Source organism: Candidatus Lokiarchaeum ossiferum (assembly GCA_025839675.1).
GTDB classification, from domain to species: Archaea; Asgardarchaeota; Lokiarchaeia; order Sigyniarchaeales; family Promethearchaeaceae; genus Lokiarchaeum; species Lokiarchaeum ossiferum.
The window spans coordinates 208,487-224,498 of the sequence record CP104013.1; the positions used below are offsets into that span (position 1 = coordinate 208,487).

Consider the following 16,012-nt stretch of genomic DNA (forward strand, 5'->3'; position numbering starts at 1 on the left):
ATTACATATTTTGGGAAGAATCGGACTGATCTTCATCAAAAACCTCGATTTTTTCTTCTTCATCTATAAAAGAAACTTCCACTTGGTCTGGTTTCATAGATTTTTTATCATCATCATGTGAATTTGACTCCATGGTGAGATTATTGTTTTGCCATCCTTTCTTTTTGACGAGATATGAAGCAACGAAAGCTAATCCTATTGAAACACCGATAATTCCTCCAACTATGGCGTATGGAATTAATTTAGAAATTAAAGCTGAACTAAACATCTGAGTCGATATTACATTTCCATAAACATCCAGTATCATAATGATAAACCGCAGATTCGAATCCATATTTTCTAAATCATTTAAAATAATTTCGCATGAATCTTGACTATTATCATAAATTTGGGTATAAGTTTTCCAACCTTGTCCTTGGGAATATAATATTTGAATCTTCTGGATGGGGTTTTCATCTGAAACATGTAAATTGATTTTAAAAAGCATATCATCAGTGTCATCCTTTTGCGAATATTGATAGGATTGAATTTGTGGTGTATAAACATCCCTATAAAGGGTATCATTTGAGTAGTATTTGATTGGTATGTTTTCAAGAACCAATGTGTCTGCGGACACAGAAACGCTGTCATACATCCCCCATAAACGACAATCACCAAAATAGGAATTCTTCACTCTCGCAATTTGCAATTGGTAAGTGATGGATAGAGTTCCGACTTCCAATTCGGAAATGAACATATTTAAACCCGAAGTGGTAACCTCTAATGTCGTATTAATTACTTCATCATTCATCAAAAAAACTAAAGAATTTTCAATATATGATGCACCTGCGGGGAATGAATCACTAAAGGCATAATACTGTCCGATTTCTCCATTATTTTGAATTGTTATGGAAATGTTTACAATATCTCCTGGTAATAATAACTCGTTTGATTCAATATCTTTCCTAAGAGATAGAGATGATTCGGATGATAAAGGCTCTAATAAAGGTGAATTTGTTTTTAAAATATGGTGATTTCTTGAATTTTGAGATTCTAAAGGCAGAGTATTAGTACTGACTTCCACATTAATAGGGCCGATTGTTTTTCGTAAGGCTTGTTGACTTTGGCAACCTTGATCTGTTCGATTGTAAATTATTGTGGCTCTAATTATCATTTGATCTATTTCATAATCCCCAGTTGTTTGTGGAGCTTGTAACGTAAATACTACCTCACTATCCGATTCTATCAATGAAAAATATTTCTCATAATCAATATCTTTTAATTTCATTTCTTCCGGAATTCCCTGTAATGCAACCGTAACATCTTTCATTGGAATTCTAGAAGTAATATCAGAAACAATCATAGAAACTTCAAATTCTTCTCCAGGTTGAACAATTATAGCTTTATTAGTGTTAATCGTTGGGTTTGCTCTAATGATTTGTTTTTGTGAAAATACATAAGAAATTTGCCCTTCACCTTCAAGATCTATTCTAATATTATTTGATTTCAAATTTGTGTTGGGAATTCTAAGTAAAACATCATTCAAATCAATTGAGGTATTACTAACAGCGATTTTTTTAAAAGGTTCTAAATCATCACTAATATAAATTGAGATATTCCCGTCAAACTTAATTATCTCATTTGTACTGGCAAATGACTTCAAATTTGTCAAGCTTGTAATTGCTGCGGCCGTATCAGCAGTACTGCTCCAACCCCATTCATTTTTCTCATTTAGCAAATATTCAATTGATTTTTGAATTATTGAAAAATGATCCAAATATCCATCTAGCGCCAGAGCCCAAACACAATAGGAGGTGATCTCAACATTATTACCAAGATTTCTCCAATACCACCCAATACGGCCTGGATTGCTCCAATAGACAGTTCCATCCTTTGTATCACGCTCTAACAGAATATAATTAATTAAAGTGTCACAAAATGCAGTATTTTCAAAGCTCGAATTTTTAAATCCAAGATAATATAAGGCTGCCCCAAATGGACTTTGGTTATCGGCTGTTCCCCATAAATTTTGTAGTGCAATATTGGCTTTTTGAATCGCTGTTGAAAGCGTTGATGTTAATGTTGGAGCAGAAAGTAAAGCTTTTGAAATATACGCTGTAGATTCAAAAAGGTTAGAGCTTAAGTATTCAAACATCCATGTACCATCACTTTTTTGATTCCCAAGAATGAAGTCAATAGCTTTCGAAAATACACTTTCACTAATTGAAAAACCTGCTGCATCAATTTGATATAGAGCAGAAAGAACTATCGCAGACATTTGAACTCGCGAGTTATCGTCAAACCACCATCCCCACCCTCCATCACTATGTTGAAATCCATAAATCCGATTTAGACCTTCGAAAATCATTTGAGTCATTTCCTGCTGTTGTGTAGAAGAAAGCATATTATTATCTTGAAGATATTTATAAATTTTTGCCGTAGGAAGCAATTTAGACATGGTTTGCTCTACACACCCATACGGGTAACCAATGAGTGATTCCCAAGAGTCGATTGAGATATCCATTAAATCTGTATAAAGTGCAATGGTTTCTTTATTGTAAATGCTTAAGGGATCAACAGTAAAATTAATTTGCGTCGAACCTAAAGTTGCATTCAAAAATCCTTTGGTAAAATTGATAAGTTCAAGACCATTGGGTTGTACATAAATATTCATAAGTTTAGCATCCGAGTAGACTTGGCCAGATATATTCGTCGCAGCTAATAAGGTTATATTATTCATATAGGGATTTTCACAGTACAAAGAAAACTCAATTTCTGCGACATAGTCTTTCGGCACTAGTATTTGTTGGACTTCATTATTTAATACTGCAAATCCAGGCGCATCTATAGCCACATAAACATGAGTTGCTTCTTCCAAATAATTGTGTACATAGCCTTTAACTGATAAAATATCATCCTGATAAATTGGTTCCGCAATATCAAATTCAATGAAAAAGGGAAGATATGTTTTAATTTGAATGGTCTGAATTTCTCCCCATAACAGATTTCCTTCTTGGTCTGAATCATAATGATTTCCCACCGCACGAATTGTCCATTCCCCAATGTTATCAGGTAATTTAAATGTAAAATCAGTTGATTCCGTAATAATCAGGCTTGGGATCCAGTTTGCAGATTCCGATATGTTTTTTCGAATTTCTGTTTCAAAATTTGATAATAAATCATTAAAGCTTGGAGGTTCAATAGCTCGTTCCCCACCTTTTTGACTATTGGCATCATCTGCCGCATAATCTGAAACCATTTCCATTGTATCATCAACAAAATATCTGTTCGGTATATAGATTCCTCCAGTGGAAGATCCATACCCAATCCACCAATAACTTTCAGCACTAAATCCGGATCCCCATGAACTCCCGGAACCAATATAGGCATAATATGAAGATTGAGTGAAGTAGGCAAGTTCTGAATCATCCTCGGGCTCCACATCTAACACCGAACTATCAATAAATGAGAGTGATACAAGGGTTGGATGATTATCATTGGGAGATATTGTCAACGTTATCGTATCTCCCGGTTCATAAATTTCTTTATCCGTTTCTAGAGTGAAGCCTGTATCATAGGAAATATGGGCAACAATTGCTTCTTCATACAATCGTCCCGTTGTAGAAATAGAATACACCATAATTGTAAAATCTGGACCCAAAGAAGAAGTTATAGGCAGATTATAATCAAAATTTCCTCCATTTAGGAGCAATTTTTCAGAAAATAACAACCCCCGTTTATAGATTTCTATATATACAGGCAAATTTGACGGGATCGGAATGTTACCAGAAATCGATAATATATCACCCAAGGTCACTTGAATTTCTTTTCGTTCCGTATCAATTATAGTTCCATTCGAATTAAGAGTGATAGCAAAATCTTCCCCCACTGTAAAAGTTAAATAAGCGGAGTGATAATTATAACCACCATAGAAATCTGTTGAAGGAGAATATACATAAGAATAGATTCTGTATTCTCCTGTTGGAGCATAATCTGATAAATAAACTTCTATATTTTCTTCTCCTGTCAATTCTACATATTTTTCGCCCAAAAGTTGATATTCTGAATCGTATAAATAAATATATCCTTGCCCAGTTTCTTCTTCTTTTGTAATTATGTCATGAAAACTCATTGTTAGTGATAAATTATCTCCTGGATTAATTGCAACTGTGGAGGGTTCTAGATCCAACGAATATTTTTGAAATCGGAAATAAGTCGAAGATTCAGTTTCTCTTTGATCTTCCAATGAGACAGAAATTTTAACCTCAAATAAATTATATAAACCAATTTTTGCTTCCGGTATATTAAAGATTAATTTGCCTGATCCATATATATTGGTGGTTGCTTGATAAGAATCGATCAATCGTCCCTTACCAATATCAACAAGATAGTTAACAAATTTAAAATGACCAAAAACTTCAATGGTGACCGTTAAGTTGGCCAAAGGATTATAATCATAGTTCCAATAATAATCTCCACTCCGATCGTTTAATATCAATTGATAAGCTGAAAAGTGATACTCGAGTTCATCAGCTGGATTAGGCGCCCAATCTGTTAAATATCCATAGGCATATAGCTCTTCAATGCGAGTGAATTGTTTGCTTGTAAATGCTTCCCTATTATACTGATCTATTACTTCTACTTCCGCTTTGAAGGAATAATCGAGTTCTTCAAACTCTGCAAGATTTACTGAAAACTCAAGGTTACCCATGCTATTGGTCTTTCCTTCAACTTGAGTAACTATGGTTTCCGTATAATCTTTTAAAACCATAATAACAGAAGCATCCACTACAGGTTGCCCAAAATAATATTCCACATGAATTTTACCTTCAAACAACTCGCTGGTTCCAAATATGTTAAAATTTTTATTAGGATAGAAATCTCTTCCGTTTGTATCAATTTCCACTCGAAACACTGGTTTTACATAATATTGGACTTTAATATCATATCTATATTGGATATCCTCTATTTCAAAAGTGATCCCATATAAACCAAGATCACAATCCTCGTCAAATGGTATTTGATAAAGCAAAACCCCATTTTGGTCCGATACAATATTATCCCAAAAGATATCCATCTCATCCGGATTTGAGAGAGTAATCTGAACAGGAAAGTTTTTCAAAATCGTTTTCGTTTCATTCATGAAAGAGTATTGAAGTATAAGTGCTCTGAGATTAACCACATCTCCTGGATTATAAATTGTTTTATCGGTGGTCACTACAAATTGATATTGATCTAAATTGGATTCCTGTTCTCCACCCCAAAGTGAATAATAATAATAATCCCACGATTTGTAAATAAAAGTAGAATACTTGGCTGAATTATCGAGCGTTTTAATCGTTAAACGAATTGAATAATAATAACTTTCTTGGGAAAGAAATTCCGCTGATATAATAGCATATCCATAAACATCAGTTTGTGTTGTTTCAGTTGAAATATCTTCCCATGCTTCTAGACTATAGTTATAATATGACAAAGAATATGTAAAATCAATATTGCTTAGAGAGGAATAATCCGTCAGATTTACTATTTGGACTGCTGCCTTATAATCGTTGTTATCCATAAAATAACGCGGACCCTTACAAAAAATTCCAACATCCCCAATCGTAAATTCTTTATATGCATCATTTCCACCATCGGTGTAAGCAAAAATTGTGTAAATCCCGAGATTGGCTGTATTGGATAGTGTGTAACTTGCTTCTCCATTACTATTGGTTTGAACGGTAAAAGTTTCAACTGGTGTAGATACTTCATAATAATTATTGTAATAATAATACCAATTTCGATAGTATCCAGAATAAATTGAAACATGAATGGCTTCATTTGCAGCAGGAACTAAATTATCGGTAAGATAAAATTTCATGTTCAGAGCTTCATTTGGAATAATAGCATTTTTATCGAGATAAATACTTAAAGCTTCATAGTCGGAATAATCTGCTGATTTAGGTGTTTGAAGCGATTCCTCTTCATTATTATCGTCGGAAAGTAGAGGTGTTGTTTCTTGTACCTTAAAATAATAAGGTGATGAATGACTCGGCAATTCCTGTTCTAATTCAGGATGAATTATACCTGCTTGTGAATTTTGATCTTTTTCAATAATTGAATTTCCTAACCCCAAGGATAAAAATTGAATCATAATCATTAGGAAACATAATATCGTTTCCTTCTGTGATAAAAGTTTAAATTTTTTCATTTTTCCGTTATTCCTAAATTGTGATTAAGTAAGATTTAGGGTAATACAACTTAATGCTACAGATTAGAACACCAAAAAAAAAGGGAGAACAATTTGAAATTAGTATACTTCCGTTAATTTTTATTAAATTTTAAGGTTGATTTCAGCAATATTATTTAAATTTTATAATCTTGAGGATAATAGAGACAAATTTTAAGTGATTGAATCGAAAATGGCTTGTATTTAACTATAAATTTACTATCGCTCATTAACTTCTTTAAATAGGCTTATTTTGATAGTGTACCCACACATCCCACCAAGTATATAAGGTTATCAACCCACCAAATAAAAATACAAACAGACTATCTTTTCCCCAAAAAGAAAATATGAATATGAGATATCCTATGAAAAGAACTGAAAAGAAAACGGCTGCAAATAAGACTTTTGGTAATAATCTCCGTCCAATTAAAATCCACGATGTTAAAACTGGCAGATCTGCTTTTTTAATTAAATAATAAACCCCATTTCGATTTTCAACCAATTTTAAATCGGTTAATTTTTCCAAATGATATCGTGCTACACTTGGGCTTGATAAATCTAAATGTCTCTGCAGTTCTCTTACGCCTATTTTTATTTTGTTAAGTAATACAAAATAAATCATAAGAGTTCTTCCATTTAGTTTCTTAAGAACTTCTTGACGGTTTAAAGCTTTTTCTTTAGACAGATTAGTAATGGATTTCATTTTAATCGAAATATAATAGATCCTTTGTTATATTTTGATAAAAACTCTGAGGTAATAAATTCGAACAAAAAAAGAAAAGGAAGAAAAAAAAATCTAGTTGAGAATTTCGCCTTCGGCAGGTTCTGGAAACCCTTTTTTGATAATTTTACCCAAGGTGATTATTCGATTTTCATCTTGTGATGGATCTACTTCTCTCACAAATATTGCCCCCTTTGGACAATATTCAACACATTGAGGTTTATCGAATTCGGTAGATTCACATAAATCACAAGTGATTGCTTGTTTGTTTTTAGTATGAATAGTGATGGCTCCATATTCGCAAAAACGAACACATGCCCCACATCCATCACATTTATTGTAATCTATTTTAATTACACCAGTTTCATCATTTTTAGTTATAATTCCAAGAGGACAAGCTGAAACACAACTTGGATTAAAACATGACACACAGCTAATGGTTGCATTAATTATTGGTTCTAAACGAATTCGGTGAATACGGGCATTTAATGGATTAAATTCTCCATCATGCACCATTGAGCAGACGGACTCACAAATTTCACAACCTGTGCATCTTCGTTCATCCACAACAAGAATTTCATGCATTTTAACTTCTTCAGTAGGTTTAGTTTTTGTTGCCATTTTTTTCCACCTATATCTTTCCAATTACAAATTCTAATCCGCGCTCTTTAAGCGCCTTTTCTGTTGGAACCCCATGTTCGTCCCAATCATGAACTTTGTAATAGGATAATATTGCTTTTTTGAATTCCTTTTCATCATTAAACCAACCCTTTGTTGGGCCATCAGTATTTGGTTCATTGAAATTTCTCCATGGCAATGTGTCTTCCGAAGCTGGATCAATACCTTCAAATTTGCATTCACGAATATTGAAACATTTTGCGAGATCATGAATTCGAGTTCCGCACATCTCCAGTTCTTCACCATTCATTGGGATTCCGGTGACCATCTCATAAACTTCTGCAACTTCTGGAATACCCCGATGATAAATGCCCCGTGTAAATTTACAAACAACGAGGGAATCAATAACGGCGAGGTAATTTTCCATTCCCATCAAATCTTTTCCACGTTTTTCTGCTTGGTCATATTTAGAGCGGTCGTATTTCTTTTTCATGTCGTATCCATAAGATCCACTTCGTAAATGACACGCTCCTCGCACTGAGACTGCAAAACCAATTGATGCGGTAGATAAACCTTTCAATTCATATCCTGGAATTCCGACTCCTTTAATTTGCATTGCATATCGAATAGAATCATTACCCAGTTTTAATGCAGCTCCACGAGAACCTTCTGCCAAAATATCTCCTGCAGGTGTGGACCGTAAGCAAATATCTTCGATCATTTGGACCATGGCTTTTCCATCGCCCCAATTGAAGCCATCTTTGTAGACTGGATTATCTCCTAACATTTCTTTGGTAATTAATCCTTTTTCATATGCTTCCATACCAAAACCAAGAGTAATTCCTCCAGACATTGTGTCAATTCCATATCTATCGCATAATTCTACACCTTTTATGATGGCGGCAAAATCATCAACCATGCACACGGGTCCTAAGGCATAAATACTTTCAAAATCAACACTTGATACTACGTTTGGCCAATCTTTATGATCCTTGGGTATTCCGCAAAGGTGATCGCATGCAATTGGACATTGGGAACATCCTGTTTTTTTAACAACCCATTTCTCATCCATTGTTTCTCCAGAAACTTTATCAGCCGTTTCAAAAAAGCCCGTTTGGAAATTTTTTGTAGGTAATACTCCCAAATCGTTGAATTTCATAACATTGATTGGAGTTCCCAAATCTCGATATTTAATTGTATCTTTCCCATTGGCTAACTGAATCAATTCCTTGGCTTTAACCATAAATTCCTTTGGTTTGGCGACTTTAATTGGTTTGGATCCGCGGAATGCTAAGGCTTTGAGATTTTTAGATCCCATAACGGCACCCATTCCAGTTCTTCCCACTTGACGAGCACGATCATTAGTAATACATGCAAGCCTGCTAAGATTTTCTCCACCTTGGCCGCATCCCATAACAGCAATTCGTTGATCTCCAAACATATTTCGAATTTCTTCTTCCGTATGCCAGATATCAGTTCCCCATAGGGTATCTTTACACGGAATTATTTTTACAGCATCATCATCAAAGAAAATAAAGACCGGTTCTGGAGATTTTCCTGTAATTATTAAGAGATCAATCCCCGCCCTTCGCATTTGAGCTCCGACGGATCCAGAACTAATTCCGAACCCAATTCTTCGAGATGCTGGTGACTTGGCACCAACGGCATATTTTGATGATGTTGGAACAATTGTCCCTGGAAATGGGCCAATTGCTACAATAAATGGGTTTTGAGGATCAAAAGGATCAATTCCTACTGGACATTCATCCCACAATATTTTGGTGATGAACCCATATCCACCGATATAATTTTTGCAAAATTCTTTATCTAATTTTTCTTTTTTAACTGTTCCGGTAGTTAAATCAATCCGGACACATATTTGAGTGTAAGCTTCAACCATTTCATATCCACCTTTATAATCGATTATTTACTCCATAAAAAATCTTCGTTCCATTATAATGGTTCATGATATCTGTAATAATTGATTTCATGTTTTCTTTTATCGAAGATCCAAAATCAGTCGGTACTAATTGGGCATCAGAAATGATCTTATTACGTGTTTCTACTTCAATTTTATCATTAATTATCCATGTTGGTAACATTTCTTGAACCCATTTCCGCATTTCATCTTTGTTTAATTCTTTAATCGCATTAGGGACTAATTCTCGCAATTGAACAATAATACTTTGAATATAATCCATGGAAAAAGGTTTGCCTCCTTCCAAAGCAATTAATAATTCTTCCATATAGGGTTCCCTATTGAAAGTATCTAAAGAACCAATTATTGTTTTAATTGTTCCATCCAAAAATTCATCTTGTTCTAGTTTATCGGGGAATAAAACCGCAGTACTCAAATAATAATTAATTTGTGCAATTTTCCGGTTATCCCAGAATTCTTTTCCAAGAGGATCCATGTTTTTAATTTTTTCAACAATTGTGTCGACCATAGCAAAAATTTTGTCATCGTTTGCGGTCGTATCATTGCTGCGAATAATTGTTTCAATTTGACCAACTTGAGATTTGATTGCAACTGGTTTCACAGTTAATAATTTAAACATTTCTGCAGTTTTCTTCTCATCTAATTCAAGTATCATGCGATTAATTTTAGTTAAAAATCCCAGAGAAATTAAAAATTGTTTAAACTCTGTATCTTCGGGTACATCGATACTTATAGATTTTAATTCATCTAACCCAAAGTATTCGAGCAGCTTAATGAAGGTGAAATCTAAGATTCCTCGATAAGAGTGAGATTTGTTAATTCCCGCGGGACCAAAACGAAGTTCTGAGCCGACTTTTTCAATTCCCACAAACATCCCAATGTGAATTGTATTTGCATACACATCAACAATCTCGGTTGTGGTTTTTCGGGGGCGTTTCGTTATTCGTATTTTTTCCTTGTCGCCAAAATTTATCTCAATCGGAAAATATTCTTTAGATTTGAAGAATTTGGATGCAAGGTTTTGTGATTCTGCTGTTATTTTTAAGCACCTCAATATAGGAATTTAATATTGATTTATTTGATTTGATCAATACATGATGGAAAAAAAGCATTTTTAGTTTGAGCCATCACTCAAACTAGTGTTTTTTCTTTAATGGATTTGGCCCCAATTTCTTAAGACCCGCTGTATATTCATGGACTATTTCGGTAAGTTCTGCGCCTTCGCTAGCAGAAATATGTCGGAGCCAAACACGATTAGGATCAATTCCAAACTGTTGAATATATTCTTGAACCAAAGGCATACGTCGAACTGTCTTGTAATTACCATTTACATAATGACAATCGCCAATGTGACATGCTCCAATGAGAACACCGTCTGCACCTCGTTTTAAAGCTTCCAATACCATTTCAGGTTCTACTCGTCCAGAACACATCACCCTCATAACGCGTAAATTTGCTGGGCGTTGCATTCTTGAAGTTCCCGCTTGATCACAACCTGTATAGGTGCACCAGTTGCAAAAAATACCTAATATAAATGGTTCAAATTCTTCTGCTTCCACACCTGATTCAGTTGAAATTATTTCTTCATTTTTAATGCTATCTGCGGTCATTTTAATTTCCTCCTAACACACCTTTAATTATGGCCATCAACTGTTTAGTTGTAAAATGATTTTGTAATATGGCATTGCTTGGGCAAGTGCTCACACAAGTTCCACATCCTTTGCATTTAATACTATTGATTTTTGCTTTACCAATAGATTCATCAAAAGTTATGGCTCCATATGGGCACTGGCCTATACACGAACGACAACCTGAACATAAGCCATTTTGTACTATTGAATAATAGGGATCAACCTCTACTTCTCCTTTAGCCATAAGCACTGCAGCACCTGCAGCAGCACCTTTCGCTTGTGAGACAGCATCGGGAATATCCTTTGGTCCTTGAGCCACACCAGCAATAAAAATTCCATCTGTCAATGAATCAACAGGACGCAATTTGGGATGTGCTTCCATTAAAAATCCATCGGTTGATTGTTGAATGGATAATAATGAAGTGATATTCTTAGTATCAGATCGAGATTCTACTCCAGTGGATAATACAACTAAATCTGCATTTATATTGATTGGTCTTGAAAGAAAAGTATCCTCGGCTCGAATATATAATGTTTTGTCTGGATTTTCTTGAATTTCTGCAAGTCGCCCTCGCATATATTTAATACCAAATTGATGGCTAGAAGATTCATAAAATTCTTCAAATCCTTTTCCGAAAGCTCGTATATCCATGTAAAATATATAACAATTTGCATCTGGATGTTTTTCTTTGTATTGACGTGCTTGTTTGATCGCATACATACAACACACGCGTGAACAATAAGCATGACATCCTTCCCGAGTATCTCGACTACCAATACATTGAAGCCAAACTACCGTATGGGGATCAGATCCATCGGAGGGTTTAACGGGATGACCCAAGTTTGGGCCTGTACTGCTTAAATTTCGTTCCATCTCTAACCCGGTGATAACATTCTCATATTTTCCATATCCGTAATTTCCTAAGGGTGTTGGATCAATTGCATCATAGCCCGTGGCAACGATAATTGTTCCCACTTCTATATCCACTAATTTATCTACATCATCAAAATTTATTGCTTGAGGTTCACAAACAGTTGTTTGTGCACAAATTCCACATTGGATACAACTATCCATATCTATTGTATATTGTCCTGGAACTGCTTGTGGAAATGGAATGTAAATTGCTTTTCGTGGCCCCATTCCTAAATCAAACTCATTTGGAACAGTAACTGGACAGTGCATTGCGCATTCTCCACATCCCGTACATTGACCTTGATTTACATAGTGGGCTTTTTGCCTAATCGTAACTTCAAAGTTCCCGACATAACCATCTACGTTTTCTACTTCACTATAACTCATTATGGTGATATTGGGATTCCGGGATACTTCTACCATTTTTGGAGTTAAAATACAACTAGAACAATCCATTGTTGGAAAAGTTTTATCAAGTTGCGCCATATGTCCCCCAATGGTTGTATCCTTCTCTATTAGATATACTTTAAAACCTTGATTGGCTAAATCAAGAGCAGAATTTATTCCTGCAATGCCTGCACCAATAATTAAGCAAGAAGGTTTTACTTTCACTTTTTGAGGTTCCAGGGCTTTTAATTGGGCCACTTTTGCTACTTGCATCCGAAGATGATCTTTGGAAATACGCGTTGCTCCAGGTTTATCGTACATATTTACCCATGTTCCATGCTCGCGAATATTCGCTTGGGCAAAATAAAAAGGGTTTAAATTTGACTCCTTTAATACTCTGCGAAAAGTAGATTCGTGCATTCGTGGTGAACAAGCTGCCACAACTACACGATTTACAAGACCTTCTTTGATATCTTTGGCAATCTCTGCTTGACCATTATCGGAACAATAAAATTTATATTGCTTTGCTAAAACAACATTCGGTAAAGTTTTGGCAAAGGCTTCCATCTCATCCATATCAATGACACCAGCGATATTTACACCGCAGTGACAAAGGTAAACACCTACACGGATGTCTCCAATATCGGTGGCTGTTATTTTTGGTTGTGAATTTGATTTACTCATAAGATCACCGTAAATTATTTTTTCTCCTTTTTCTCTTGCTTTTCATCTTTAGATTCAGGAACAAAGCCCACCATTTTATCAAAGTCCAAATTGTGCATTAATGTCTGGATATCCTTTATGGTCTCTGGATGAGAGAGAGTTGTTGGTGGAACATTGGGCAATCCATAAGATTGTCTCATTTTGCTCCAATTATTATCGGGTTCTCCCTTGACAATCCCTAAAGGAACACCATGACCTGTTTTAGCTAAAGTGTGAGTCACAGCAGTATGGGGTGGTTTCATGTAACCCCTCCGACTTGCGATGTTACGCAATTTGATGATTACATCGGTGACTGGGATGTTTCTCGGGCATCGTTCATAGCAAGTGTAGCAAGTTGAGCATAACCAGATATCCTCCGATGAAATAACTTCATCTAACCCAATTAGTGCCTTTCGGATGATTTGGCGAGTTCGAATTGCCGTCCGTCTTCCTGAGGGACACCCTCCTGTACAAGTTCCACATTGAAAGCATGCTTTTACCACTTCCAAAGCTTCATCCAGAACTAATTGGTCGGAGATATCATTATTGATATCTAGTATTAAATCTGGGTTAATTTTTTCCATAGTTTTCCATTCCATTGTTCTTGCATTTCACGATATCAGATTACCAGGCAGTTTTAGGAGTTTTAAGTTCAACTCTCGTAAAAAAGTTCAAATACCTCAGTAATCTCGCAAATTAATGAAATTTAAATTTGAATGTTATAATTTTTTTCTCTCTGATTTAAAAAGATTAATTTATTTTATTTTGGAAAAACGGAGAATAACAATGAAGATTTTAGTCTTTTTTATCTCTTTTACCCATTTTATTTAGACTTAAGGGTCCTTTTCCATGATTTTTTTCCAAATTATGATCGATATGCGTTATTGCGTAGTCATTTTACAATAATTCCTTTTGAGGAAATAATTTAATCTATTTTCGGAAATAAGATGAAGCAAATCTTAAATAAGACTTTAAAGTTGGTTAATATCATTCTATTAAAAAAAAATTCACTTGGAATTTTTTATGAGTTGAGTCGAATAAAATGGAAGACGTTGGAAAACAGATTCAAAAGCTAAAGAAACTCGATGAATCCGCTGAAAATTTAATTCATCTTGGGAATCTTTACCTTAAGAAACAAGATAAACTCGAAGCCCGATATTATTTTCAACAAGCAATCGAAAAATATCCTAGTCATATCGAAGGATATATCAAATTGGGTGAGTTTAGCTTAGAACAAAATAAACTTAAAGAAGCGAATAATCATTTTAGCAAAGCCTATGATATTGACAGTAAAAATGTCGAAGTGCTCATAGGATTGATTAAAACCCATTTGAAACGTGATGGATTATCGTTCGCTGATAGGTATTCAGAAAAAGCAATAAAAGTCGCTCCTGAAAATGTAGAAATCTTATTTTTAGCAGGATTAACGAAATTGAAACAACATAATATATTTTATGCTAAAAAATATCTAAATCTCGCTATGGAAAAGCAAGATGCTGAATTTATGCCATTTATCCGATTTTATCTCGGTGTCTTGCTCGTAAAACAAGGACTTTTCGAAACCGCATTAGATCATTTCCGAGCAATTCAAGAAAGTGCACCATTCCAAAATATTGATTTAAAAAATGGCCAAGCTTTACGAAACAATGTAGCTTACACCGAATTTCGTGTGGGCAATATTGAAAAAGCCGAAAAATTATTTGTTGAATTAACCTCAACTGCAAAAGCAGTGGATCCTTATATTTGGGTCAATTTAGGGCAAATTTATTGGATACAAAACAAAGTAGAAGATGCGGTCAAAGCTTTGGAAACTGCTCATAAAATGGATTCTCGTTCATGGCCTTGGATGAGGGAAACTCGAGAGTATTTAGAAACTGGAGAAAAAGGATTGGCTCAGAAAATTAATGGACTTATGAAAGAAAATCCCAATGGGTTAAACCTTGGAATGTATTTAGGGTGTGTTATTCCAAATCGTTATCCATTTATAGATGCCGCTTCTCGCCATGTGTTAGATGCCATGAAAGTTGGTGTCGCAGAACTTGAAGGAGCAGGATGTTGTCCTGCTCCCGGTGTGTTTCGATCCTTCGATATTAACACTTGGATGACTTTAGGCGCTCGTAATATTACCATCGCTGAAGATATGAATCGGAATATGTGTATTATGTGTAATGGCTGTTTTGGAACGCTTAATGATATTAACACAGAACTGAAGGAAGATAAAACTAAACGAGATTTTGTTAATAAGCAACTTAAAGAGATTGGAAAAGAATTTAAAGGCACTGTTGATGCAGAACACCTTGTTTGGATTCTATTTAACGATATTGGGATTGAAAATATAAAGAAAAAAATAGTCCATAAATTGGGTTATAAAGTTGCCGTGCACTACGGTTGTCATATTATTAAACCAAGTCACAATAAACCATGGGCCGATAGTTCAGAAACTCCTGAATTCATTGATAAATTGGTTGAAATTACCGGATGTCAATCTGTGCCCTATCGTGATAAACTTATGTGTTGTGGTGCAGGTGGTGGTCTTCGAGGGTCTGAAAAAGAAATTTCTTTGGATTTTACTCGAGATAAACTCGAATCCATTCGTAATGCTGGTGTGGATATAATTATTGATTGTTGTCCTTTCTGTCATTTGCAATTAGATTTAGGTCAGATGGAAATCAATGGATTATTCAAAGATAAAATTTCCGCGCCCTTCAAAATTCCTGTTATTTATATCACCCAGCTATTAGGTCTTGCGATGGGTATGGATCCATATCGATTGGGGTTGCAAAAAACACCCGTTCCGAAAGGTCTTCCGCCTTTTACTCCCGTTGACTCCATTTTTACACAATTGAGTGACGACCTAGATCTCTAAACTGATCCCCTCCATTCACTTATATTCAAGTGAATGCTTTTTTAG

The 16,012-nt window shown here is 34.9% G+C and carries 9 protein-coding genes; 1 reads left to right on the forward strand and 8 read right to left on the reverse strand.

Annotated features, from left to right (window positions below; translation table 11 throughout):
• Position 1: 1 nt before the first annotated feature.
• The 8 genes from NEF87_RS00930 to hdrC form a co-directional block, all read right to left on the reverse strand.
• On the reverse strand, positions 2-6,121 hold the full coding sequence (locus tag NEF87_RS00930; RefSeq protein WP_457918233.1) for an MG2 domain-containing protein: 6,120 nt from the start codon (positions 6,119-6,121) through the stop codon (positions 2-4).
• A 307-nt stretch (positions 6,122-6,428) separates the two neighbouring features.
• A complete protein-coding gene (locus NEF87_RS00935; protein ID WP_371804517.1) occupies positions 6,429-6,893 on the reverse strand; it encodes an ArsR/SmtB family transcription factor in 465 nt (154 codons plus the stop codon).
• 93 nt (positions 6,894-6,986) lie between these two features.
• On the reverse strand, positions 6,987-7,532 hold the full coding sequence (locus tag NEF87_RS00940) for a 4Fe-4S dicluster domain-containing protein (RefSeq protein WP_371804518.1): 546 nt from the start codon (positions 7,530-7,532) through the stop codon (positions 6,987-6,989).
• 10 nt (positions 7,533-7,542) lie between these two features.
• Positions 7,543-9,429 (reverse strand): aldehyde ferredoxin oxidoreductase family protein, encoded by a 1,887-nt coding sequence (locus NEF87_RS00945; RefSeq protein ID WP_457918234.1) that lies wholly within the window; start codon positions 9,427-9,429, stop codon positions 7,543-7,545.
• A 13-nt stretch (positions 9,430-9,442) separates the two neighbouring features.
• Positions 9,443-10,522, reverse strand: a complete 1,080-nt coding sequence (locus NEF87_RS00950) for a hypothetical protein (protein ID WP_457918235.1) — start codon at positions 10,520-10,522, stop codon at positions 9,443-9,445.
• A gap of 82 nt (positions 10,523-10,604) precedes the next feature.
• Positions 10,605-11,078: a hydrogenase iron-sulfur subunit gene (locus NEF87_RS00955; RefSeq protein WP_457918236.1), complete on the reverse strand. Its 474-nt coding sequence runs from the start codon at positions 11,076-11,078 to the stop codon at positions 10,605-10,607.
• A gap of 1 nt (position 11,079) precedes the next feature.
• A complete protein-coding gene (locus tag NEF87_RS00960) occupies positions 11,080-13,083 on the reverse strand; it encodes a CoB--CoM heterodisulfide reductase iron-sulfur subunit A family protein (protein ID WP_371804522.1) in 2,004 nt (667 codons plus the stop codon).
• A 14-nt stretch (positions 13,084-13,097) separates the two neighbouring features.
• Positions 13,098-13,685, reverse strand: a complete 588-nt coding sequence (hdrC, locus tag NEF87_RS00965; RefSeq protein WP_457918237.1) for a CoB--CoM heterodisulfide reductase subunit C — start codon at positions 13,683-13,685, stop codon at positions 13,098-13,100.
• Between the two features lie 458 nt (positions 13,686-14,143).
• Between hdrC and hdrB the strand changes: the two genes are divergently transcribed.
• Positions 14,144-15,967, forward strand: coding sequence for a CoB--CoM heterodisulfide reductase subunit B (gene hdrB / locus NEF87_RS00970; protein ID WP_457918238.1), 1,824 nt, complete (start codon positions 14,144-14,146; stop codon positions 15,965-15,967).
• Positions 15,968-16,012: the final 45 nt, after the last annotated feature.